This is a genomic window from Paractinoplanes hotanensis (assembly GCF_023717965.1).
Taxonomy (GTDB): domain Bacteria; phylum Actinomycetota; class Actinomycetes; order Mycobacteriales; family Micromonosporaceae; genus Actinoplanes; species Actinoplanes polyasparticus.
Map to the genome: position 1 here is coordinate 161,906 of NZ_JAMQOL010000042.1, position 21,215 is coordinate 183,120.

The 21,215-nt window shown below is 68.2% G+C and carries 16 protein-coding genes and 2 tRNA genes; 6 read left to right on the top strand and 12 right to left on the bottom strand.

Annotation, left to right across the window (positions count from 1 at the left end):
• Positions 1 to 262: 262 nt before the first annotated feature.
• The 7 genes from fxsT to gyrB form a co-directional block, all read right to left on the bottom strand.
• Positions 263 to 2,821, bottom strand: coding sequence for an FxSxx-COOH system tetratricopeptide repeat protein (gene fxsT, locus LXN57_RS29940; RefSeq protein ID WP_251801543.1), 2,559 nt, complete (start codon positions 2,819 to 2,821; stop codon positions 263 to 265).
• Between the two features lie 388 nt (positions 2,822 to 3,209).
• Positions 3,210 to 3,282: transfer RNA gene (locus LXN57_RS29945), tRNA-Ala, on the bottom strand.
• A 12-nt stretch (positions 3,283 to 3,294) separates the two neighbouring features.
• Complete coding sequence (locus LXN57_RS29950) at positions 3,295 to 3,423, bottom strand: DLW-39 family protein (RefSeq protein WP_221380931.1); 129 nt, start codon at positions 3,421 to 3,423, stop codon at positions 3,295 to 3,297.
• A gap of 229 nt (positions 3,424 to 3,652) precedes the next feature.
• Positions 3,653 to 3,726, bottom strand: a tRNA-Ile gene (locus tag LXN57_RS29955).
• Between the two features lie 81 nt (positions 3,727 to 3,807).
• Positions 3,808 to 4,668, bottom strand: a complete 861-nt coding sequence (locus tag LXN57_RS29960) for a DUF3566 domain-containing protein (protein ID WP_251801544.1) — start codon at positions 4,666 to 4,668, stop codon at positions 3,808 to 3,810.
• A 3-nt stretch (positions 4,669 to 4,671) separates the two neighbouring features.
• Positions 4,672 to 7,179 carry a DNA gyrase subunit A gene (gyrA, locus tag LXN57_RS29965; protein WP_251801545.1) on the bottom strand — a complete coding sequence of 836 codons (2,508 nt, stop codon included), beginning with the start codon at positions 7,177 to 7,179 and terminating at the stop codon, positions 4,672 to 4,674.
• 116 nt (positions 7,180 to 7,295) lie between these two features.
• Positions 7,296 to 9,248 (bottom strand): DNA topoisomerase (ATP-hydrolyzing) subunit B, encoded by a 1,953-nt coding sequence (gene gyrB / locus LXN57_RS29970; RefSeq protein ID WP_308206665.1) that lies wholly within the window; start codon positions 9,246 to 9,248, stop codon positions 7,296 to 7,298.
• A 554-nt stretch (positions 9,249 to 9,802) separates the two neighbouring features.
• On the opposite strand from gyrB, the gene LXN57_RS29975 reads away from it, so the two are divergent.
• Positions 9,803 to 10,366 carry a hypothetical protein gene (locus LXN57_RS29975; RefSeq protein WP_251801547.1) on the top strand — a complete coding sequence of 188 codons (564 nt, stop codon included), beginning with the start codon at positions 9,803 to 9,805 and terminating at the stop codon, positions 10,364 to 10,366.
• 164 nt (positions 10,367 to 10,530) lie between these two features.
• Here LXN57_RS29975 and LXN57_RS29980 read toward each other — a convergent pair whose 3' ends face one another.
• The 5 genes from LXN57_RS29980 to dnaA form a co-directional block, all read right to left on the bottom strand.
• Positions 10,531 to 10,995: a DciA family protein gene (locus tag LXN57_RS29980; protein ID WP_251801566.1), complete on the bottom strand. Its 465-nt coding sequence runs from the start codon at positions 10,993 to 10,995 to the stop codon at positions 10,531 to 10,533.
• A 568-nt stretch (positions 10,996 to 11,563) separates the two neighbouring features.
• Positions 11,564 to 12,694, bottom strand: coding sequence for a DNA replication/repair protein RecF (gene recF / locus LXN57_RS29985; protein WP_251801548.1), 1,131 nt, complete (start codon positions 12,692 to 12,694; stop codon positions 11,564 to 11,566).
• Positions 12,695 to 12,701: 7 nt separating this feature from the next.
• Positions 12,702 to 13,625 carry a phosphogluconate dehydrogenase (NAD(+)-dependent, decarboxylating) gene (gnd, locus tag LXN57_RS29990; protein WP_285904687.1) on the bottom strand — a complete coding sequence of 308 codons (924 nt, stop codon included), beginning with the start codon at positions 13,623 to 13,625 and terminating at the stop codon, positions 12,702 to 12,704.
• 72 nt (positions 13,626 to 13,697) lie between these two features.
• Positions 13,698 to 14,831 carry a DNA polymerase III subunit beta gene (gene dnaN / locus LXN57_RS29995; protein ID WP_251801550.1) on the bottom strand — a complete coding sequence of 378 codons (1,134 nt, stop codon included), beginning with the start codon at positions 14,829 to 14,831 and terminating at the stop codon, positions 13,698 to 13,700.
• A gap of 1,412 nt (positions 14,832 to 16,243) precedes the next feature.
• Complete coding sequence (gene dnaA / locus LXN57_RS30000) at positions 16,244 to 17,986, bottom strand: chromosomal replication initiator protein DnaA (protein ID WP_251801551.1); 1,743 nt, start codon at positions 17,984 to 17,986, stop codon at positions 16,244 to 16,246.
• 593 nt (positions 17,987 to 18,579) lie between these two features.
• On the opposite strand from dnaA, the gene rpmH reads away from it, so the two are divergent.
• From rpmH to LXN57_RS30025, 5 genes are all read left to right on the top strand, one after another.
• Positions 18,580 to 18,717 carry a 50S ribosomal protein L34 gene (gene rpmH / locus LXN57_RS30005; protein ID WP_221380940.1) on the top strand — a complete coding sequence of 46 codons (138 nt, stop codon included), beginning with the start codon at positions 18,580 to 18,582 and terminating at the stop codon, positions 18,715 to 18,717.
• A gap of 35 nt (positions 18,718 to 18,752) precedes the next feature.
• The gene (gene rnpA, locus LXN57_RS30010; RefSeq protein WP_251801552.1) at positions 18,753 to 19,109 is read left to right on the top strand and encodes a ribonuclease P protein component; all 357 of its coding nucleotides are present in this window, start codon (positions 18,753 to 18,755) and stop codon (positions 19,107 to 19,109) included.
• Positions 19,106 to 19,363, top strand: a complete 258-nt coding sequence (yidD, locus tag LXN57_RS30015; RefSeq protein ID WP_215795203.1) for a membrane protein insertion efficiency factor YidD — start codon at positions 19,106 to 19,108, stop codon at positions 19,361 to 19,363. Before rnpA ends, yidD begins: the two co-directional genes overlap by 4 nt.
• On the top strand, positions 19,364 to 20,398 hold the full coding sequence (gene yidC, locus LXN57_RS30020) for a membrane protein insertase YidC (protein ID WP_251801553.1): 1,035 nt from the start codon (positions 19,364 to 19,366) through the stop codon (positions 20,396 to 20,398).
• A 138-nt stretch (positions 20,399 to 20,536) separates the two neighbouring features.
• Entirely contained in the window at positions 20,537 to 21,103 is a 567-nt protein-coding gene (locus LXN57_RS30025; RefSeq protein ID WP_221380943.1) for a Jag family protein, read from the top strand.
• The last annotated feature ends 112 nt before the right edge of the window (positions 21,104 to 21,215 follow it).

Below are 21,215 nucleotides of genomic sequence, written 5' to 3' on the forward strand. Positions count from 1 at the left end.
CACCGACGGAGCCGACGCGGACGCAGAGGACGACGCAGACTCGGCGGAACCTGCGGGCTCGTCGCCACCCCGCGAACAGCCCGCGAGGAGCCCTCCCACCATCAGCCCAAACATCGCCCGACGCCGCACGACGCCCAGTAGACCAAACGCTCCGTCCCGAACACAAAATCCCCGGCTACCCGGAGGGATGCGGACAGCGGTCGGCGTGGCTTGCCCTACGGCGCGCGAGACGTCCTCTCACACGTGGTCGGCCTGCGCGTGCTCACTGGGCCAGGCGGACAGCGAGATTGCTGGCCGAGGTGAGGGTGTCCGGGTGGTCGTCGCCGAGCACCCTTCGCCGCCGGGCCAACGTGTCCTCCTCCAGACGACGGGCCCGCTCGTACTCACCCAGCTGGGCCAGGCGGACGGCGAGGTTGCTGGCTGAGGTGAGGGTGTCCGGATGGTCCTCGCCGAGCACCCGCCGTTGTCGGGCCAAGGTCTCCTCGTTCAGGTGACGGGCCTGCTCGTACTGACCCAACCGGGCCGGCCGGATGGCGAGGTTGCTGGCTGAGGTGAGGGTGTCTGGATGGTCCTCGCCGAGCACCCGCCGCCGCCGGGCCAACGTGTCCTCATCCAGGTGACGGCCCCGCTCGTACTCACCCAACTCGGATAGGCGGTTCGCGAGGTTGCTGGCCGACCGCAGGGTGTCCGGGTGGTCGTCGCCGAGCACCTGCCGCCGCCGGGCAAACGTGTCCTCCTCCAGACGACGGGCCCGCTCGTACTCACCCAACTCGGACAGTTCGATGGCGAGGTTGCTGGCTGAGATCAGGGTGTCCGGATGGTCGTCGCCGAGCACCCGCCGCCGCCCGGCCAACGTCTCCTCATCCAGGCGACAGGCCCGCTCGTGCTCACCCATCGCGGACAGTGTTGCAGCGAGGTTGCTGGCCGAGCTCAGGGTGTCGCGATGGTCGTCGCCGAACACCCGCCGCCGCCGGGCCAACGTGTCCTCGTGCAGGCGACGGGCCGGCTCGTACTCGCCCAGTTGGAGGTGACTGTTCGCGAGCTGGGCGGCTGCCATCAGCACCGCAGGATCGTCCGGGCCGACAGCTTGTCGCCACTGCTGGTGCCAGTCCTGCGCCAATGCCCGAGCAGTGCGATATTCACCCCGCAGCAGCAGATAGAACAAGCCATTCCCGGCGATCGATCGTAGGGCGTGGTTGGTCGTCGTAGTCGCCCGGACCAGAAGGTGAGGCAGGAGGATCGCCCACCGTGTCCACAGGGCCGGATCACCTTGGTCGTCGGGTGCTGCGGCGGCGAGGAGCCGGTCGACATGCCCGATCTCCGGGGTGCTGGTCGGGGCGATCACGGCTTGGGTAAGTCGGTGCACCTGCATGGTGTCGGTGTCGATGCGGGCCAGTCCGAACGCCGCGACCCGGCCGAGCATCCGCCTGCGCGCGACGGTGCTGGCGGCGATCGTGGCCAGCGGCTCCGGCAGCGTCTGGGCCCCGGGGCCCGTCAGCCAGGACAGCGGCACCGGTTCGGGAGCGAGGACGGCGACCAGCCGCATCAGCTGCCCGGCAGCTTCGTCGCGTTCGGTCAGATGACGCATCGAGGCCGTGACGACTGCGGCCAGCGACTGCGGGTACCGACCCGTAGGCCCTTCCCCCAGCAGCCCAACAGGATTCGCAGACAACTCGCCCAGATACTCGTCCGCTGTCATGCGCGTCTCCGCCAACAGGCCGGCCGCCTGATTGAGCGCCAACGGCAGGTGCCCCACCGCGGCGGCCAGGCGGTCCGCGTCCGCAACCGGCAATGTCGGGACAATCTCACGCACCAGGCGCGACGAAGCCGACCGGTCCAGCACATCTACCTCGACCGGCGCGGCCGCGACACCACTGCCCTGCCGGCTGCGCGAGGTGATCACCACATGCCCGGTTCCGTCCGGGATCAGGTCGGCGACCGCGCTCACCGTTTCCGCGTTGTCGTAGACCAGCAGCCATCCCGGCTCACGCCGCAAGCGACTCAACACCGCATCGGCAAGGACCGGGGCCGCTGTGCTCCCGGTGGCCCACCCGGCGGCGCTCGCGAGAGCGGCCAGCTGTTCCCCAATCAGTTCAGGACGTTCCGCGTCGATCCACCACACCAGGTCGTACTCGTTGCCGAACAGGTGCGCGTATTCCACCGCCAGCTCGGTCTTGCCCACGCCACCGATGCCCTGCAACGCCTGCACCAGTGCCCGCTCCCCCGAGCAAAGCCGCCCTCGCAGTCCCGCCAGCTCCCGGCCACGGCCGGTGAACGCCGGATTGCGGCGGCGCACGTTCCACACCGCAGGCAGTGATCCCGGCACCCGTACACCACCCGACGCCTGCGACACGGAACCCGGTCCAGCCGGGAACGGAACCTCACCGGCTGGCCGTGCCGGTCCGGTCACCGCCTCCAGCAACGCTTGCCGGGCCTGCTGCTCGGTAAGGCCGAAAAGGTCACGGAACACCAACGCCTGCAGGATCGGCGGCGGTGTCACCTGCGCCACCCGCACCGGCACCAGCCGCCGGCGATCCCGCTGGTCCCGCGGCTCGGCCAGCACCGCTGTCCACTCCTCGGTGGTGAACCGCTCGTCCCCGAAGTAGGCCGGCGAGTACATAGCCAGCACCTGATCCGCGCGGCGCAGCGCGTCGTTCATCCGCACCACGAAGTTGTCTCCGGCTCCCCAGTCCCACGCCGCCAACTCCACCGACATGCCACGGCGTTCCAACTGCTGAGCAGCCCACTCCGCCCACGGCCGATCCGGACCGGCATAACTGATGAAGACGTCAACCCGGTCACCGGCCGATGCCTGTCCCATACCGTCCACCATGGCCGAATCCTCACCAACCCGCCTCACCCGAACGGATCAACCGGTTCGAGGCCACCCCTGGCTGCGCAGTCCATCGGGCCAGGCGTCCAGCGCCATCAGCCGAAAGGCGTTACGCACGGTGAGCGTTGAGACACTTGGTACAAGACGCGAGAAGGGCCGAACGACGAGCGAACGAAAGCCGCAAGACTCGGCCGCGCCAAGTGCGGGCGGCACGACTGACCCGAATCCGAGGGCGGCCGCTGCCGTTGCCTGGCAGCGGAAGGAGTACTCACCCGGCGAGGTGAAGATGTGGATCTCTGGGCCCGCAAGCGGCCGAATGGTCCAGCACTTACGCAGCCTGTTAAAAGCGTTCGGCCTCTTCAAAGGCCATGACGAGTGGAGCCCAGGGGACTTGAACCCCTAACCCCCGCCTTGCAAAGGCGGTGCTCTGCCAGTTGAGCTAGGGCCCCCAACACCTACCCTCAGCGAAGGTCAGGCGCCGTGGTCGCCTCATGCCAAAGCGCCCGCTCATCGCTGGAGGCCTTGACCTTCTTGAACACCAGAGTAGCCGCGCCAACAACAGCAGCCACAACCAATAGCTTCTTAATCACGCCAACCCCCAAGCTTCCCGGTTCGGCCCCACCGCAACCGCTGAGCCCGACCGCGCACACCGGACCGTGGGATCTTGGGGGCTCACCCCCTATGTAACGCATCCCCACCGCAACCGAAGCGCCAATCGCGCCCAGCACACCGTGGGGTTTCAGGGGGCTCGGCCCCCTGAGAAGGCATGACGGGGAACCACGGTCCGCGCGTTCTGCGGACAGGGCTCCCCGTTTCCCGTGGGGCTAGCTGGAATCGAACCAGCGACCTCAGAGTTATCAGCTCTGCGCTCTAACCGACTGAGCTATAGCCCCTCAAGTGCGACACCGAAGGTTACCGCACCGGGTTGGGAGCCACCAAAACGGGGGTGGCTCCCTTCGCCCCTACTTCCTTGCTCAGTCCCGCTCGGCCAGGGTCAGCTCGACCCCGCCCACCAGGTCGGCGCACACGTTGTAGATGAACGCGCCCAGCGTGGCCAATGCGGTGAACAGCACGACGTTGACGGCGCCGATCAGCATCGACGTGCCGATGACGCCCCAGGCGGTGATCTGGAATCCACCGCTGGAGCCCGTGCTCTCGTTGCCGGTGGCGGTCACGAGCTCCTTGAGGCTGGTGTTGACCTCGCCCCAGACACCCATGGCGTCGAGGGCCAGGTAAAGCACCGAGGTGGCCACGACCACGACGATGAACAGCACCACAGACACGGCGAACGAGAACTTCATCACGGACCACGGATCGATCCGCTTGAGGTTGAGCCGGGCCCGCCGCGGGCCGCGGGCGGCCGCCGACGAGACCGTGGAGCGCGCCGAGCGCACGACCTCGGTCACCCGGGCCGCGCCGACCGCGGCCGAGCCGCTGGCCGGGGCTGCGCCCTTCGCGTTGCCGCTGCCGCCGGGCGTGCCGCCGGGCCGCTGCTGCGGTCCGGTGCCGGGCTTGCCGCCGGCCGGTGGCACGCTGACCCGGCCCGAGCTGCTGCCGGGGGCCGCACCCTTGCCCTTGGTGACGGTCGGCACGCTGGCCGAGCCCTTCACCGCCGGGCCGGGCCGCTTGTCGGCGCCGTCCTGGTCTGCCGGCTCACCGGGCGGCGGGGCCATGCCCGGCGCCCGGGTGAACTTGGGCCCGGTCGGCGATTCGGCGGAGGCGGCACCACGGGCCGCTGCGTCGCGTCCGTTCGGGGCGGCGCCGTCTTTCTTGCCCGCCTCGTTCGGAGTCGACGAGCTCCCCGTGGCCCCCGACTTCGCCTGTGTCTCCGGCATCAACTAGTCCTGTTCGTCAGGCTCGTCGGCATTGCGAGCAAGCGCCACGATGGTTACACCTTCTGGGAGGTCCATCAGCTTGACCCCCATTGTGTTCCGATCCCGCGTGCGCCGTACAGGCTTCACGGGAGTCCGGATGACACCACCATTGCTGGTGATGGCAAATAGTTCATCCTCCGGGTCGATCACGAGAGCCCCCACCAGTCCACCACGGCGTTCCGTGATCTTCGCGGTGAGGACGCCCTTGCCGCCCCGGCCCTGCACGGGATACTCCTCGATCGGCGTCCGCTTCGCATACCCACCATTGGTGGCGACCAACACATCCAGACCCTCCCGAACCACTTCCATGGCCAGGAGCTCGTCTTCGCCGGTGAAGCGCATGCCGATGACACCCGAGGTGGCCCTACCCATAGGACGCAGCGCATCATCGGTTGCGTTGAATCGGATCGCCTGGGCGTGCTTGGAGACCATCAGAAGATCGTTCTCCGGTGCCACCAGGGCAGCGCCCACCAACTCGTCGTCCTCCCGCAGGTTGATGGCGATGATGCCACCGCTGCGGTTGGAGTCAAATTCCTCGAGCCGGGTCTTCTTCACGAGACCATTCTTGGTGGCGAGCACAAGGTACGGCGCGACCTGGTAATTCGGGATCTGGATGACCTGGGCGATGTGCTCGTCGGGCTGGAACGCCAGCAGGTTCGCGACGTGCTGGCCCTTGGCCACGCGGGCCGCTTCCGGCAGCTCGTACGCCTTGGCTCGGTAGACCCGGCCCTTGTTGGTGAAGAACAGCATCCAGTCGTGGGTGGAGATCACGAAGAAGTGCGACACGATGTCGTCCTGCCGCAGCGTAGCGCCGCTGACGCCCTTGCCGCCGCGCCGCTGTGAGCGGTACAGATCGACCTTCGTGCGCTTCGCGTAACCAGTTCGTGTGATCGTCACCACAACGTCCTCGCGCGTGATGAGGTCCTCCATCGAGACCTCGCCATCGAACGGGATGATTTGGGTGCGCCGATCGTCGCCGTACTTCTGCACGATCTCGCCGAGTTCCTCGGAGACGATCGCCCGCTGCCGCTCCGGCTTGGCCAGGATGTCCTTGAGGTCGGCGATCTCGATCTCGATCTTCGCCAGCTCGTCGACGATCTTCTGCCGCTCGAGGGCGGCGAGACGACGGAGCTGCATGTCGAGGATCGCGCCGGCCTGCACCTCGTCGATGTCGAGGAGCTGGATCAGACCCGAGCGGGCGTCCTCGACCGTGGGCGAGCGCCGGATCAGGGCGATGACCTCGTCGAGGGCGTCGAGCGCCTTGACCAGACCACGCAGGATGTGCGCGCGCTCCTCGGCCTTGCGCAGGCGGTACGCGGTCCGCCGGCGGATGACCTCGATCTGGTGCTCGACGTAGTACAGGATGAACTGGGCCAGGTTGAGCGTGCGGGGCACGCCGTCGACCAGCGCCAGCATGTTGGCGCCGAACGTCTCCTGCAACTGGGTGTGCTTGTAGAGGTTGTTCAGCACGACCTTGGCCACCGCGTCCCGCTTGAGGACGAGGATCAACCGCATGCCGGTACGACCGGAGGACTCGTCGCGGATGTCGGCGATCCCGGTGAGCTTGCCTTCCTTGACCAGCTCGGCCACCCGCTCGGCGAGGTTGTCCGGGTTGACCTGGTACGGCAGCTCGGTGACGACGAGGCAGGGGCGCCCACGAGCGTCCTCCTCGACCTCGACCACGGCGCGCATCCGGATCGAGCCCCGGCCCGTGCGGTACGCGTCCTGGATCGCCTGCTGACCGACGATCAGGCCGTACGTCGGGAAGTCGGGACCCTTGACGATCTCGAGCAGAGCTTCGAGGACGGTGGGCTCGTCGGCCTCGGGGTGGTCGAGCACCCACTGCACGGCGGCGGCGATCTCCCGCAGGTTGTGCGGCGGGATCTTGGTGGCCATGCCGACGGCGATGCCTTCGGAGCCGTTGACCAGCAGGTTGGGGAACCGGGCGGGCAGGATCGTCGGCTCTTGGGTACGGCCGTCGTAGTTGTCCTGCATGTCGACGGTGTCCTCGTCGATGTCCCGCAACATCTCCATGGCGAGCGGCGAGAGCTTCGACTCGGTGTACCGCATGGCGGCCGGCGGGTCGTTACCGGGCGAGCCGAAGTTGCCGTTGCCGTCGATGAGCCGGTAGCGCAGCGACCACGGCTGACCCATGCGCACCAGGGCGTCGTAGATCGACGAGTCGCCGTGCGGGTGATAGTTGCCCATCACGTCGCCGACGACGCGGGCGCACTTGACGTAGCCGCGGTCCGGACGGAAGCCGGAGTCGTACATCGCGTAGAGGATCTTGCGGTGCACCGGCTTGAGACCGTCGCGGACGTCGGGTAGCGCACGGCCCACGATCACGCTCATCGCGTAGTCGAGGTAGGAGCGCTGCATCTCGACCTCGAGGCCGACGGGTTCGACCCGCTGGGCCACGCTGCCGGTGTCCGGAGCCTCGTCGCCGTCGGGCGTCTCGGGAGTGTCAGTCACTGTTAACCCTTACTCAAGGTGAAACCAGACATGTACGGCGAAAATACGCATCCTGCTGTGGATAACGTTGTGGAAAGCCCGGGGACGCTGTGGATACAGCTCCCCCGGGAGGCCATCTAGATGTCGAGGAACCGCACGTCCTTGGCGTTGCGCTGGATGAATGAGCGCCGCGCCTCGACGTCCTCACCCATCAGCACGCTGAAGAGCTCGTCGGCCACGGCGGCGTCGTCGAGCGTCACCTGGCGTAGCGTCCGGGTGGCCGGGTCCATCGTCGTGTCCCACAGTTCCTGGAAGTTCATCTCGCCGAGACCCTTGAACCGCTGGATGTCGTCCGGCTTGGCGTTCGCCTTCTTCTGCTGGCGCAGCGCGATCAGGCCGTCCCGCTCACGGTCGGAGTAGGCGTACTGCGCGTCGTCGCCTCGCTTGTTCCACTTGATCTTGTAGAGCGGCGGTGCCGCCAGGTAGACGTGACCCATCTCGACCAGCGGCCGCATGAAGCGGAACAGCAGGGTGAGCAGCAGCGTCTGGATGTGCTGGCCGTCGACGTCGGCGTCGGCCATCAACACGATCTTGTGATAGCGCAGCTTGGCGACGTCGAAGTCCTCGTGGATGCCGGTGCCGAGCGCGGTGATCAGCGCCTGGACCTCGTTGTTCTTCAGCACCCGGTCGATCCGGGCCTTCTCGACGTTCAGGATCTTGCCGCGGATCGGCAGGATGGCCTGGATGCGGCTGTTGCGGCCCTGCTTGGCCGAGCCGCCGGCGGAGTCACCCTCGACGATGAACAGCTCGGACTCGCGCGGGTCGGTCGACTGGCAGTCGGCCAGCTTGCCCGGCATCGAGCCCGACTCGAGCAGCGACTTGCGGCGGGCCAGCTTGCGCGCCTGCTGCGCGGCGATGCGGGCCCGGGCGGCCTGGTCGGCCTTGGTGATGATCTGCTTGGCCTCGGCCGGGTTGCGGTCGAACCAGTCGGCGAGCTGCTCGTTCGCGACCTTCTGAACGAAGCTCTTCATGTCGGTGTTGCCGAGCTTGGTCTTGGTCTGACCCTCGAACTGCGGGTTGGCCAGGGTGACCGAGACGATCGCGGCGAGACCCTCGCGAATGTCCTCGCCGGAGAGGTTCTGGTCGCCCTTGAGCAGCTTCTTGTCCTTGCCGTACCGGTTGACGACACCGGTCAGGGCGGCCCGGAAGCCCTCCTCGTGGGTGCCACCCTCGTGGGTGTTGATGCGGTTGGCGAAGGTGTAGACCGACTCGCCGTACGACTCGTTCCACTGCATGGCGATCTCGACCGCCATGCGGGCCTCGTTGTCCTCGGCCTGGAACTCGACCACCGTCTTGTGGATCGGGTTCTTGGTGGCGTTGAGGTGGCGCACGAAGTCGGCGATGCCGTTCTCGTACATGAAGGTGACCGTGCGCGGCTCGCCGTTCTCGTCGGTCTGCTCGGCCCGCAGATCGGTGAGCTTGATGGTCAGGCCCCGGTTGAGGAAGGCCATCTCCTGCAGGCGGCGGTAGATCGTCTGCCAGTCGAACTCGACCGTCTCGAAGACCGTCGGGTCGGGCCAGAACTGCACCATGGAGCCGGTCTTGTCGGTGGTCTCGCCCTTTTCGAGCGAACCCGGCTTGGAGGCGGTGTAGTGCTGCCGCCACACGTTGCCGGACTTGTGGATCTCGACGAACATCTTGCTGGAGAGCGCGTTCACGACCGACACGCCGACGCCGTGCAGACCACCGGAGACCGCGTACGCCTTGTTGTCGAACTTGCCGCCCGCGTGCAGCACGGTCAGCGCCACCTCGACGCCCGGCTTCTTGAGCTTGGGGTGCAGGTCGACCGGGAAACCACGGCCGTTGTCGGTGACCGACACGCCGCCGTCGGCCAGCAGCACCACGTCGATCGTGTCGCAGTAGCCGGCGAGGGCCTCGTCGACTGCGTTGTCGACGACCTCCCAGACCAGGTGGTGCAGACCCCGCTCGCCGGTGGAGCCGATGTACATGCCCGGGCGCTTACGGACAGCCTCGAGCCCCTCCAGGACGGTAATCGACTCGGCGCCGTACTCCTGCTTGTTCTCTGCCACCCTCGGCCACTTTCTCGCGCCAGGCCCCGGAGGGCCCCGCACGGGGACGGCGGGCATGCCGGCGGTCGGAAGGCAGGGTGAGCCACAGATGACAACCCGCGAGGAAGGAGCGGACCACCGGTGGAACCGTGCTCGCCGGCCGCCGCGGCAGGCCCGCGGATCGTGATCGGCTGGAAAAACCGCGTAGCGTGACGACAGCAGTCCGATTCGTCCACGAGGACGCCAAACCGCAACCGTTGCGCAGAGGTTTTCCCGGTCTTCATCGATTCTACTCCGCCGAAGCGAGTTGGCGAGGGTCCGGCACCCCTTCCGGGTACCTCAGATTGCCGTAGCGGGATCGGAGGCCGCTCCCAAGTCTCCCCCTACACGGAGCGGGGGCCCCGCGCAACGGCAAGTGATTCGGCGGCCGCCTGCCACCGCGCGCCTGCCGGCGGTCATCGCCACGCACTGCGACACTGCCTCCCGGCGACGGAGGTTCGTGTCGTAACCTCTGCCCGCGCGGGCCGGTGAGGGCCGGACGGCCGCGACGCAGGTCGAGGAGGGGTGGCCCCCACATGGCGCATGACAAGGGGCTGGACAACGTCGCGGTGCACTGGCCGCGGACGAATCAGTACTACGACCCGGTGGCTCCCGCCGAGTTCGTCGACTTCGGGGCGATCGCCGACGCGCCCGAGATCGCCGCGCCCACCGGGGCCTTGGCGCTGCACATCGCCAAGACCGGCACGGTGCGGGCGACGGCGTACACCGAACTCGTCGATCTGCTGCTGGGTCTGGAGGGCGTGCTCTACGCCACCGACGCCGCGGCCGAGGACGAGGACCCGGTGATCGACCCCGACGGCTGCGCGTGGATCGCCGGCGGCCTCGAGCGCTTCGTCGAGGGACACGAGGGTGGCGATCTGGTCACCTTCGATTCGGTGGCGCAGGTGATGCGGAATGCGATCGCCGCCGGGCGGCTCGCTGAGCAGCAACTCCGCTGGCTCGATCAGCGGTTGGCCGCTCTTCGGGACGAAGCCGGAAACCCACCGCACTGGACCTTCGCCCGGTCTGAACTGGCGGTCCTGGCGGGCTTCTACCGACGCTGCGCGGAGCGCGGGTTTGCGGTTTTTGCGGATTACTGACGTTCTCGAGACGCGGAACGTCAAGATCTGGATGTCGTAGCGGGGCGGGGGTTGCAGACCGCTGCTCACGCCGAGGGCCTGGGCGGTGCGAGCTGGCCGCTGGCGCGTCCAGGGCGCTCGCCCCACCCAGGCGACGTGCGTGAGTGGTTGCGCTCCACAGACCCTCAGCCGTAGGTGTCGCGCGGTCCTCGGCCTTGCACCCGGCGAGGACCCTTGTTCCAAGACGGGGCGGCCGGGCCGTGGATGTTCATCTTCGTGACGACGTTGTGGCCGACCTCGCCGGCGATGTTGCGGAGCAGCTTGGCGTTGAGCATGCGCAGCTGGGTCGCCCACGCGGTGGATTCCGCCTCGACCGTCAGGACGCCGGCGTCCAGCTTGACCGGGCGACAGTGCTGGGCGATCTCGGGGCCGACGACCTTCTCCCAGGCGCCGAACACGGTGGCCTCGGCCTTGGGGCGTTCCCAGCCGCGGGCCTTCATCAGGCGTTGCAGCATGTCGCCGAAGAGCTGCGGATCGCGCGGGTCGAGGCCGGGCCCCGAATAGCCCCGCGGGCGGCGGCCACTGCCCTCGCCCGAACCGCCGGGGCGCCGCCGTGGAGACCTGGCCGCGGCGTCACGGCGCTTGGCCAGCGCCGCGTCGAGAACCGCGCGGGCGAGTTCCGGCCCGGACGCTTCGTCGGCCGGCCCGGCCCCGGCGCCACTCCCGGTGCCGCCCTGAGTGCCGGCTGCCTTCTCGGCCTCGCCTTGAACGCCCCGTTGCGAGTTGGACGCAGCCCCGGAATCGCCCTCAGCGCGTCTCTGCGGCCTTGAATCGGCTCGCCCGGGGTCCTGACCACGATCCACGGCGGGAACGCCCGTAGCGCGGCTCTCACCGCGATCTCGTGGAGCTGCCGGACGACCGTCGCGCGACTGGGGACCCGGCTTGGTCGGCGCCTGATCTTCGAAGAGCGGCGGCTCGGCGGAGTACCAGCCGTCGTCGACGTCGCCCAGTTCCTCGCGGGCCAGGCCCTGTGGATCGGCCTGTGGATAGAAGCGCTCGGCGGTCGACGGCGGGCGGTGCTCCCGGACCAGGTCGTCGCGTTCGCCGCGGTACAGGTCGGCGCGGCGTTCCCGGGCCAGGCCCTCGTGGCGTTCCCGGACGAGCTCGTCGTGCAGCTCGCGGCGATCGCGGCCGGGGTCGGGGCGGGGCTGCTGCTCGTCAGCCGGCACGGGTCACCGTACCTGCGGAAACGTCGAACCGGGCCCCGCGCAGGGCAGCCGGCACGTCCTCGGGGACGGCGCAGGTCACCAGCAGTTGCGCCGCGTCGGAGACCAGGGCCGCGAGCCTTTCGCGCCGCCCGCCGTCCAGTTCGGCGAAGACGTCGTCGAGCACGAGCACCGGCTCGATCCCGTCCGAGCGCAGCAGGTCGTAGGCGGCCAGGCGCAGGGCCAGCGCGAACGACCACGACTCGCCGTGACTCGCGTAGCCCTTCGCCGGCAGGTCGCCCAGCGCCAGCGTCAGGTCGTCGCGGTGCGGACCGACCAGGGTGGTGCCCCGCTCGATCTCGGCCGGCCGGCGCTCCTGCAGCGAGGCGAGCAGGGCCTGCTCGAGCGCCGTGCGGTCCGGCACGAGGCCGTCGCCGAGCTTGGCCGCGTACGCGATCGAAGCCGACGCCCTACCGGCCGCCACCGCGTCGTAGGCCTTGGTCAGGTGCGGCCCGAGAGCGGCGGTGAGCTCCAGCCGACCGGCCAGCAGCTCGGCGCCGTGGTGCGCGAGGTGCTGATCCCAGACGGCGAGAGTGGACAGATCCTGGCCGCGGGTGCCGCCGACCTTGCGGGTCAGGTACGCCGTCCGCAGCAGGGCGTTGCGCTGCTTGACGACCCGGTCGTAGTCGGAGCGCACCCCGGCGAAACGCGGCTGGCGGGCGACGAGCAGATCGTCGAGGTAGCGACGGCGTTCCGACGGGTCACCGCGGACCAGTTCGAGATCCTCGGGGGCGAACAACACCATGCGCAGCGCGCCCAGCACCTCGCGCGGCCGGCGCACCGGCGACCGGTTGAGCCGCGCCCGGTTGGCCTTACCGGGCACGATCTCGAGTTCGACCAGCAGCTCGCGTCCCTCGTGGACGATCGCGCAGCGGATCACCGCCGAGGCCGCGCCGGCCCGGACCAGTGGGGCGTCGGTGGCCACCCGGTGACTGTCCAGAGTGGCCACATAACCCAGCGCCTCGATCAGGTTGGTCTTGCCCATGCCGTTCTGGCCGACCAGCACGGACACGCCGGGATCGAGATCAACCGCCACTCGCTCGTAGGAACGGAAGTCGGTCAGCTCGACCCGGCGTACGTACACGTGTGCCTCAGCGCTTGACGGCGTGGCCGCCGAATTGCTGACGGAGCGCCGCCACCGCCTTCATCGCCGGCGAGTCGTCCTGACGGGACTCGAAGCGGTTGAAGATCGAGGCGGCCAGCACGTGGGCGGGCACAGCGAGCCGGATGGCCTCGTCGACGGTCCAGCGGCCCTCGCCGGTGTCGTCGACGTAGCCCTTGAGGCCGGAGAGCGTCGGGTCCTCGTCGAGCGCCCGGTCGAGCAGGTCGAGCAGCCACGACTTGACGACGCTGCCCTCGCGCCAGCTCTTGATGACGGCCGGCACGTTGTGGACGAGCTCGGAGGCGATGAGGATCTCGTAGCCCTCGCCGTACGCCTGCATCATGCCGTACTCGATGCCGTTGTGGATCATCTTGGCGTAGTGCCCGGCGCCGTGCGTGCCGGCGTGCGCGAAGCCGAACTCGCCGGCCGGCTTGAGCGCGTCGAAGATCGGCTGGGCCTTGGCCACGTCTTCCGCGTCGCCGCCGACCATCAGGGCGTACCCGTTGTCCTTGCCCCAGATGCCACCCGAGACGCCGACGTCGAGGTACTTGATGCCCTTGGGCTTGAGACGCTCGGCCCGCGGGCCGTCGTCGGTGAACTTGGAGTTGCCGCCGTCGATGATGACGTCGCCCGGCTCGAGCAGCCCGGCGAGCTCGTTGATGGCGTCCTCGGTGATCTTGCCGGCCGGGACCATGGTCCAGACGACCCGCGGAGCGGCGAGCTTCGAGACCATTTCGGCCAGGTTCGCGACGTCGCTGTTCTCCGGGTGATGGTCGTAGCCGACCACCTCGTGTCCGGCTGCGCGGATCCGGTCGCGCATGTTCCCACCCATTCGGCCGAGACCGATGAGGCCGAGCTGCATGGTGTTCCCCCTAGATGAGCGTTGCTTTCCTGCCCGGTGAAGATTGTTCAGGGCTTTGGAGACCGAAGCGGTGAGCTTGCAGCCCGATCGCCGGTCAAGGCAGGCCCTGAACAACCTTCAGTATCAGCGGGTTACCCGGATCGGCATGATCAGATAGCGGTAACCGGGCACGATTTCGCCGGTTTCGGATGCGGGGGAGATCACAGCGGGCTTGAATGCGTCGACGAACGAGAAGATCGCGTTCGTCGCGCCCAGGTTCTGCAGACCGTCGATGAGGTACTGCGGGTTGAAGCCGATCGTCAGCGGCTCCCCGGTGAACGACGCCTCCATCGCCTCGCTGGCCCGTGCCTCTTCGGTCCCACCGGCCTCGACCACCAGACCGTCCTCACTGAAGCTCAGCAGCACCGGGGTGGTGCGCTCGGCGACCAGGGCGACGCGGCGGACGACCTCGACGAGGGCTGACACGACGATCTGGGCCTGCGCGTTGCTGCTGGCCGGGAAGAGCGACCGGACAGGCGGGTAGTTGGCCCCGTCGAGCAGGCGGCTGGTCGTGCGTCGCGTGCCGCCGGCAAAACCGATCATGCCCTCGCCCGCGTTGCCCTGGGCCAGGGCGAGCACCACCGAGCCGCCGAGCGGGCCCAGGGTCTTGGCGGTGTCGTTCAGCGTCTTGGCCGGCACCAGCGCGTTGAGGCTGATCTCGGGGTCGTCCGGATTCCACTCCATCTCGCGCATGGCCAGGCGGTAGCGGTCGGTGGCCAGCATGGCCATGCTCGTGCCGTTGAGCTCGATCCGCACGCCGGTCATCATCGGCAGGGTCTCGTCGCGACCGGCGGCGATGGCCACCTGGGCCACGGCGGCGGCGAAGGCGGCCGCGTCGACCGTGCCGGCGCTCGACGGCATCTCGGGCAGGCTCGGGTAGTCCTCGACCGGCATGGTCGGCAGGGTGAACCGCGCGCTGCCGCAGACCAGCTCGAGGTGGGCGCCCACAGCGGCGATGTCGACCGGCTTGGCCGGCAGCGCCTTGGTGATCTCGGCGAGCAGGCGGCCGGAGACGAGGGCGGCGCCGTCGGCGTCGGCCTGCACCTCGACGGTCACCTGGCTGGAGACCTCGTAGTCGAAGCCGGAGACCTGCAGCCGGCTGTCGGTGACGCGCAGCATGACGCCGGCGAGAACCGGAACCGACGGCCGGCTGGGCAGGCTCTTCGCCGTCCAGGCCACGGCGTCGGCGAGTGCGTCTCGCTCCACCCGGAACTTCATGCTGTCCTCCGCGTCGCTTTCTCGTGTCGGGGCGTCGTCGACCCCCACGAACCTTATTCGTCGGGCCGAGAGTGGCCTAATCAGTGTGGTCCACCATCGTGACGCCTGACGAGCCGCCCTCGCTGCCCCTCGGTGTGCCGACTCCGGTGATCCAGTTTCCGTACGTCGGTGCGGCCGACACCTCACCGAGGCTCCGACCGGTCGGAGCCCCTGCCGTCCGGTCCGGGCTCCGATCCTGATCTCGGTGCGCTCTTGCTCTCGTGGAGCGGGACCGCTGAGGAGCCGTCAGCGACCGATCCACACCATCCACAACGCCGTTGATTGCTTTTTGTTCTCTATAGAAGAGATAACTAGTCGTCTTCATCGGTCCTGTGCACTCTGTGGAGAACTCACGTTTGCGCAGGCCAGCGGGTTATCCACCGGTGATTCACATGTGGGAAACCAGGGTACAAACCCCGGTCTGCGTCCACAGCCGCCGGGCCGCGCGGTGGTTGTCCACCGTTGTCCACCGGCTATCCACCGGATATCCACGGGTTTTATCCCCCGACCTGTGGATGACGTCGGGACGCTTCCGGCCCGTCGTCCCCAGTTTCTTCAACAGGAAATCCACACGCTTCCACAGGCGGTGGAAAGCCGAGTGACTCTCCGTGTCTGTCCACATCGATTTCCCCAGGGCTCGTCCACATCTGTGGAGGGGGCGGGCGGAAGTTATCCACCGCTGGGGACAAGGCCTGTGAATTGCTGTGGATTAGTGTGGACAACGTTGGCACGAAACGGTTTCGTCCCGGCGTTGACAAACCCCGTCTGGGGATGGGCGACGTTCGCGGTCGGCGGTGGGGTCCTTCATGCCGTGTTGTGGGTCATGCGAGTCGCGGTCCTGTGGATAACTCGTGGGTCCAAGCGCTCCGCGCTGTGCACAAGCTGTGGACAAATGTGGAGGAACGCTGAAAATTAGCCCATCGGGGGACGCTGGTCCGTGTGGATTGAGATCCGGGGCCGGTGACTTCGGGGGGTTGATGTGCGCGGCGCGTCGATCTCGTCCCAGCCCTGGGGCGGCTCAGCATCGTCGCGGGACACACCGCGGTCGTCGCGTTTGGGCAGCCTGTGGACAGCGGGCGGAGACCGTCAGCTAGCTGCGGGAATGGTCCTGACTGGCCTGAGGGCTCAGCGCTTGTCCACAGGGGTGGGTGAGGCTGCCTGCCCGGCGCCGGCCCGCGTCGCGATTCGGAGAGGCGGGTGGCGTGCTGTGGGAACCCGGCACGACCGAAGACCTCACAGCCGCGTACTGGAAAAGGTCTTCGGTCTTCTGTTTGATGCGGTGGTCAGTTCGTCGGCCCGCTGTTGGGCAGGTCCAGGTGCTACCGACGGTCGTCTCGTGCTTGGGCCGGCAGCAGCAATGAGAAACGTCGCGGTCAGGTGCTCTGTTTGATGCGGTTGGTCAGCTCGGCGATCTGGTTGTAGAGCGACCGGCGCTCGGCCATGTGCTGACGGATCTTGCGGTCGGCGTGCATGACCGTGGTGTGGTCGCGTCCGCCGAAGGCCTGGCCGATGCGAGGGAGGGAGAGCTCGGTCAGCTCGCGGCACAGATACATGGCGACCTGGCGGGCGTTGACCAGAACACGGGAGCGGGAGTGGCCACGCAGATCCTCGAGCGAGACACCGAAGTAGTCGGCCGTCGACACCATGATCTGGTCGGCGGTGATCTCGGGGCCGGCGCCGTCGGGCATGAAGTCGCGCAGCACCTCTTCGGCCAGCGAGAGCTGCACCGGGGAGCGGGTCAGGCTGGCGAACGCCGTCACCCGGATGAGGGCGCCTTCGAGCTCGCGGATCGAGTTGGAGACGCGCGACGCGATGAACTCGAGCACGTCGGCGGGCGCGTACATCCTTTCCTGCGCGGCCTTCTTCTGCAGGATCGCGATGCGCGTCTCGAGATCGGGCGGCTGGATGTCGGCGAGCAGGCCCCACTCGAAACGCGTGCGCATGCGGTCTTCCAGCGTGGCCAGCTGGCGCGGCGAACGGTCGGAGCTGATGACGATCTGCTTGTTGGCGTTGTGCAGGGTATTGAAGGTGTGGAAGAACTCCTCCTGCGTGCGCTCGCGGTTCTCCAGGAACTGGATGTCGTCGATCAGCAGGATGTCGACGTCGCGGTAGCGCCGCTGGAAAGCCTGCGTCTTGTCGTCGCGCAGACTGTTGATGAAGTCGTTGGTGAATTCCTCAGTGGAGACGTAGCGGACACTTCGCGCATGGCCCAGCGTGGTCGCGTAGTGACCGATCGCGTGCAGCAGGTGGGTCTTGCCCAGACCGGAACTGCCGTAGATGAACAGCGGGTTGTACGCCTTGGCGGGTGACTCGGCGACGGCGACGGCTGCCGCGTGCGCGAAGCGGTTGGACGAACCGATGACGAACGTCTCGAACATGTACTTCGGGTTGAGCCGGTTGCCGTCGTTGGTGCCCCGGGGATTGCTGCTCGGCCGGATGTCGAGCGGCGACCGGCCCGGGCCGTTGTCGCCCCGCATCTGCAGAGTGTCGTCGCGAGGGTCGTTGCCGCCCATCATCGGCGAGCGGTCGTCCGGCCGGCGCTGGTTGTCCCGCAGCTGGGGAGAATCGGTCATGGAATTTTCGGTGACGTGTGTCACCGGATTGCCCATCCGCGCCACCGGAGCCGGCTGCGAGGGCATCGGGTCGCCGAAAAGCGCCTCCTGACCGCCGCGAGCTGTGGGGACTCCACGGGGATAGGACGGTTGCTGGGCCGACCCTGTCGGATAGCCGTCGTAGGCCGGCGCCTCGGATTGGCGGGGCGGATCGGCATAGTGCCGCGGCTGAGGCTCGCCCGGCTGATCGGCGCCCGGCTCGACGGGGGTGCCATAGACCGTGCCGGGCAGGCCGGAACCGTCCTCGGACGGCTTTACCGTGACCGCGACCTGGATCGGGCGGTTCAACCGGCGGCTCAGCGCCTCGGTGATCGCGGGACGCAGGCGGGACTCGATGACGTCGCGGGTGAAGGCGTCGGGGACAGCGAGCAGCGCAGTGTCCTCGACTATGGCGCGTAGCTGAGTCAGCTGCAGATAGGCACGCTGCTGACGCGACGAGATCTCGTCGGCCAGTTCATCCAGCGTTGCCTTCCACACACCGCTCAGGTCGACCTGATCGGCCACCGCCGCGCCACCCCCATCGCCACCGACCCCCGGTGGACCTCAATCCGGCTACCGCCTTGCCCGCCGGCGCCCTTCGGGGCGCTCGGCGGTTCCCCCTGACCCAGCACCACATTTAACGTGCTGAAGACGTTCGGCGCCACCGGCTATCCACAGGTTATCCACAACCTGTGCACGCCCGGCGGACGCTCCCCGGCCGGATGGTCGGCAGACTTCCGGAGCCTGGTATGGCGCGGTTCGGCAGGCTCATCGTGGCGAACGATTCACCTGCTTGTCTGGTTCTGGCCGACTCGTCGTGGTACGCGGACAGCGTTGCCGCTGACCAGCAAACGGGCACGCTAACAGCGATCTCGGCGAACCATCAACTCTGCCCGCGGGCGGCAAGGGCCCGGCCGCGGGAAAAGATTCACTACCTGTGTACAAAGACCAAGCCGGTCACCGTACGGGTGAAAGGGCGACGGCGTGCCGGAGCAGGCTATGGTTGACCGGCGTGGTCGCCCTGCGTAGGGTCGAGCGGTTGCTCCGCCGCGCTCTGCTAAAGTGGCGTCTTGCAGCTTTGATGCCCCCTGGATGTTGTATGAAGACGGAGTTCTGACGTGAGCAAGCGCACCTACCAGCCGAACAACCGCCGGCGTGCCAAGACCCACGGCTTCCGGCTGCGCATGCGCACCCGGGCCGGGCGTGCCATCCTCGCTTCGCGCCGCACCAAGGGCCGCGACAAGCTGTCGGCCTGAGCCGACGGCTGTCGGGCCGGAATGCCCAGGTAGTCGTGCTGGCCGCGACGCAGCGACTGCGGCGTAGCGCCGACTTCGCCGCAGCGATCCGCGGTGGTCGCCGCGTCGGCCGGGGCACGATTGTCGTACATCTGCTTCTCGAGGAGCCGGTGCAAGCCCCCGCGGCGCGCGCCGGCTTCGTCGTATCCAAAGCCGTCGGTAACGCGGTGATCCGTAACAAGGTCCGCCGCCGTCTGCGGCACCTGGTGCGTCCGCTGCTCGACGAACTTCCAGCCGGGTCGACGCTGGTCGTCCGCGCGTTGCCGGCTGCCGCCGCGGCGTCGTACGCGACTCTCGGCACCGATCTCAGCGCCGCACTCGCGGCGGCGCGCAAACCGAGGCGGCCGCGATGAGCCTGCTTGCCCGCGTGCTGACGGCGATGGTGGTCGCGTACCGTCGTTATGTGAGTCCGGTGCTACCGGCCCGCTGTCGGTTCTATCCCTCGTGCAGCGCGTACGCCCAGGAAGCGCTGGCGCGTCACGGTGCTGTGAAAGGGACGGGTCTGGCGGTCTGGCGGCTCCTGCGCTGCCACCCCTTCCACCCCGGCGGGTACGACCCGGTACCTGACCCGATCCGTCACCGTCCTGCCGATGTGACTGGAGCCTGAATGAGTCTCGACTGGATCTACTACGCCATTTCGTGGATCCTTCTGCGCTGGCACACCCTGTGGGACTTCATCGGGGTCCCCGAAGGCCGGTTCCTCGGTTCGAACTGGTCGTGGGTGCTGGCGATCGTGTTCCTGGTGGTGACCGTCCGGGTCATCCTCTTCCCCGTCTTCGTCAAGCAGATCAAGAGCCAGCGGGCCATGCAGGCGCTGCAGCCCAAGGTCAAGGAGCTGCAGGAGAAGCACAAGGGTGACCGGGAGACGCTCCAGAAGGAAATGATGGAGCTCTACAAGACCGAGAAGGCGAACCCGCTCATGGGCTGCCTTCCGATGTTCTTGCAGATCCCCGTCTTCCTCGGCCTGTTCCACGTTCTTCGTCGGCTCAACCCCGACAACCAGGGCAAGACCCTGTACGGCTGGACGGTCGAGCAGTTCGAGAGCGCGACCCACGCCTCGCTCTTCACCGCGCCGCTGGCCGGCAAGTTCGGCTCCACGGCCGAGGAGCTCACCGCCCTCCAGGCCAACGGCACCACGGTCAAGATCATTGCTGGCATCCTGGTCCTGATCATGATGTCGACGACCTACCTGACCAGCCGTCAGATGATCCTCAAGACCGGTTGGGCCGAGGACCCGCAGCAGAAGATGATCCAGCGCCTGATGCTCTACGGCATCCCGCTCTCGCTGCTCGTCTCCGGCGCGCTGTTCCCGATCGGCGTCATCATCTACTGGGTCACGAACAACCTCTTCACCCTGGGCCAGCAGCAGTGGGTGCTCCGCAAGTTCCCGCCGCCGCCGATGGCCAAGAAGCCCGGCTCGGCCCCGGCCCGTCCGTCCGGCCCGCCGGTCAAGAAGCCGGCCGGTGGCGCCGCGCCGAAGAGCCCGGTGCAGCCCGGCCGCAGCGGTGGCCTGTTCGGCAAGAAGCCGCAGCCCGAGCCCCAGACGCCCGTTGTGGACACCAAGGCCCTGGCGCCCAAGCCCGGTGCCAAACCGGTGAATCCGAAGAAGGGCGCCCGACCGGCGAGCAAACCCAAGGGATGATCGCGGCCCGGGTGTTCTTCCGAGAACGCCCGGGCGCTCCCCTTGCCGATACCTCCCCGCGGCCCGGCTCACCGCCGGCGCTGCCGCGGGAACAGCGGACCGAGCAGGTCCGGCCCGATTGAGTACGGAGATGAGACCGTGACCGACACCAGCACGCCCGAATCGTCGGTCTCCGCGTCGTCCGAGGCTGAAGCCTCGACCGTGACGGCCGAGGAGACCAAGACGTCGGAGACCGTCGCATCCGACGGCGACCTGTTCCGCCAGAGCGAGATCGCCGCCGACTACGTCGAGGGTCTGCTGGACATCCTCGACTACGACGGCGACATCGACGAGCTCGTGTCGGCGGGCCGGCCGATGGTCGAGGTTGTCGGGGGCCGGCTCCAGCCGCTCGTCGGCCAGCGCGGCGCCACGCTGGAGGCCCTGCAGGAGCTCACCCGGCTGGCGATCTTCCGGGCGACCGGATCTCCCTCGCGCCTGCTGCTCGACATCGGTGGCTACCGGGCGTCGCGCCGCAAGGAGCTCGCCGCGGTGGCGCGTAACGCGGTCGAGAAGGTCAAGGAGCACGGTGACCCGGTGCGCCTGGAGCCGATGTCGGCGTTCGAGCGCAAGTGCGTGCACGACGTGGTCAACGCGATCTCCGGAGTACAGAGCGAGTCGGAGGGCGTGGAGCCCAGCCGCCGCATCGTGGTGCGCGTGGCCGACTGACATGACTGACCCTCGCTTCGGCGCGGGAGACGCCGGCCCGGGTGAGCATTCGCCCGGGCCGGATTCTTTCCCGGCCAGGACTTCCCCCCGTCGGTCTGCTCGGCGGCCGATT

Excerpts from the sequence above, each read along its gene's own strand:
- yidD (WP_215795203.1), top strand. The coding sequence starts at position 19,106 with ATGAGCCTGCTTGCCCGCGTGCTGACGGCGATGGTGGTCGCGTACCGT.
- dnaN (WP_251801550.1), bottom strand. The coding sequence starts at position 14,831 with ATGAAGTTCCGGGTGGAGCGAGACGCACTCGCCGACGCCGTGGCCTGG.
- LXN57_RS29960 (WP_251801544.1), bottom strand. The coding sequence starts at position 4,668 with ATGCCGGAGACACAGGCGAAGTCGGGGGCCACGGGGAGCTCGTCGACT.
- LXN57_RS29975 (WP_251801547.1), top strand. The coding sequence starts at position 9,803 with ATGGCGCATGACAAGGGGCTGGACAACGTCGCGGTGCACTGGCCGCGG.
- yidC (WP_251801553.1), top strand. The coding sequence starts at position 19,364 with ATGAGTCTCGACTGGATCTACTACGCCATTTCGTGGATCCTTCTGCGC.
- fxsT (WP_251801543.1), bottom strand. The coding sequence starts at position 2,821 with ATGGGACAGGCATCGGCCGGTGACCGGGTTGACGTCTTCATCAGTTAT.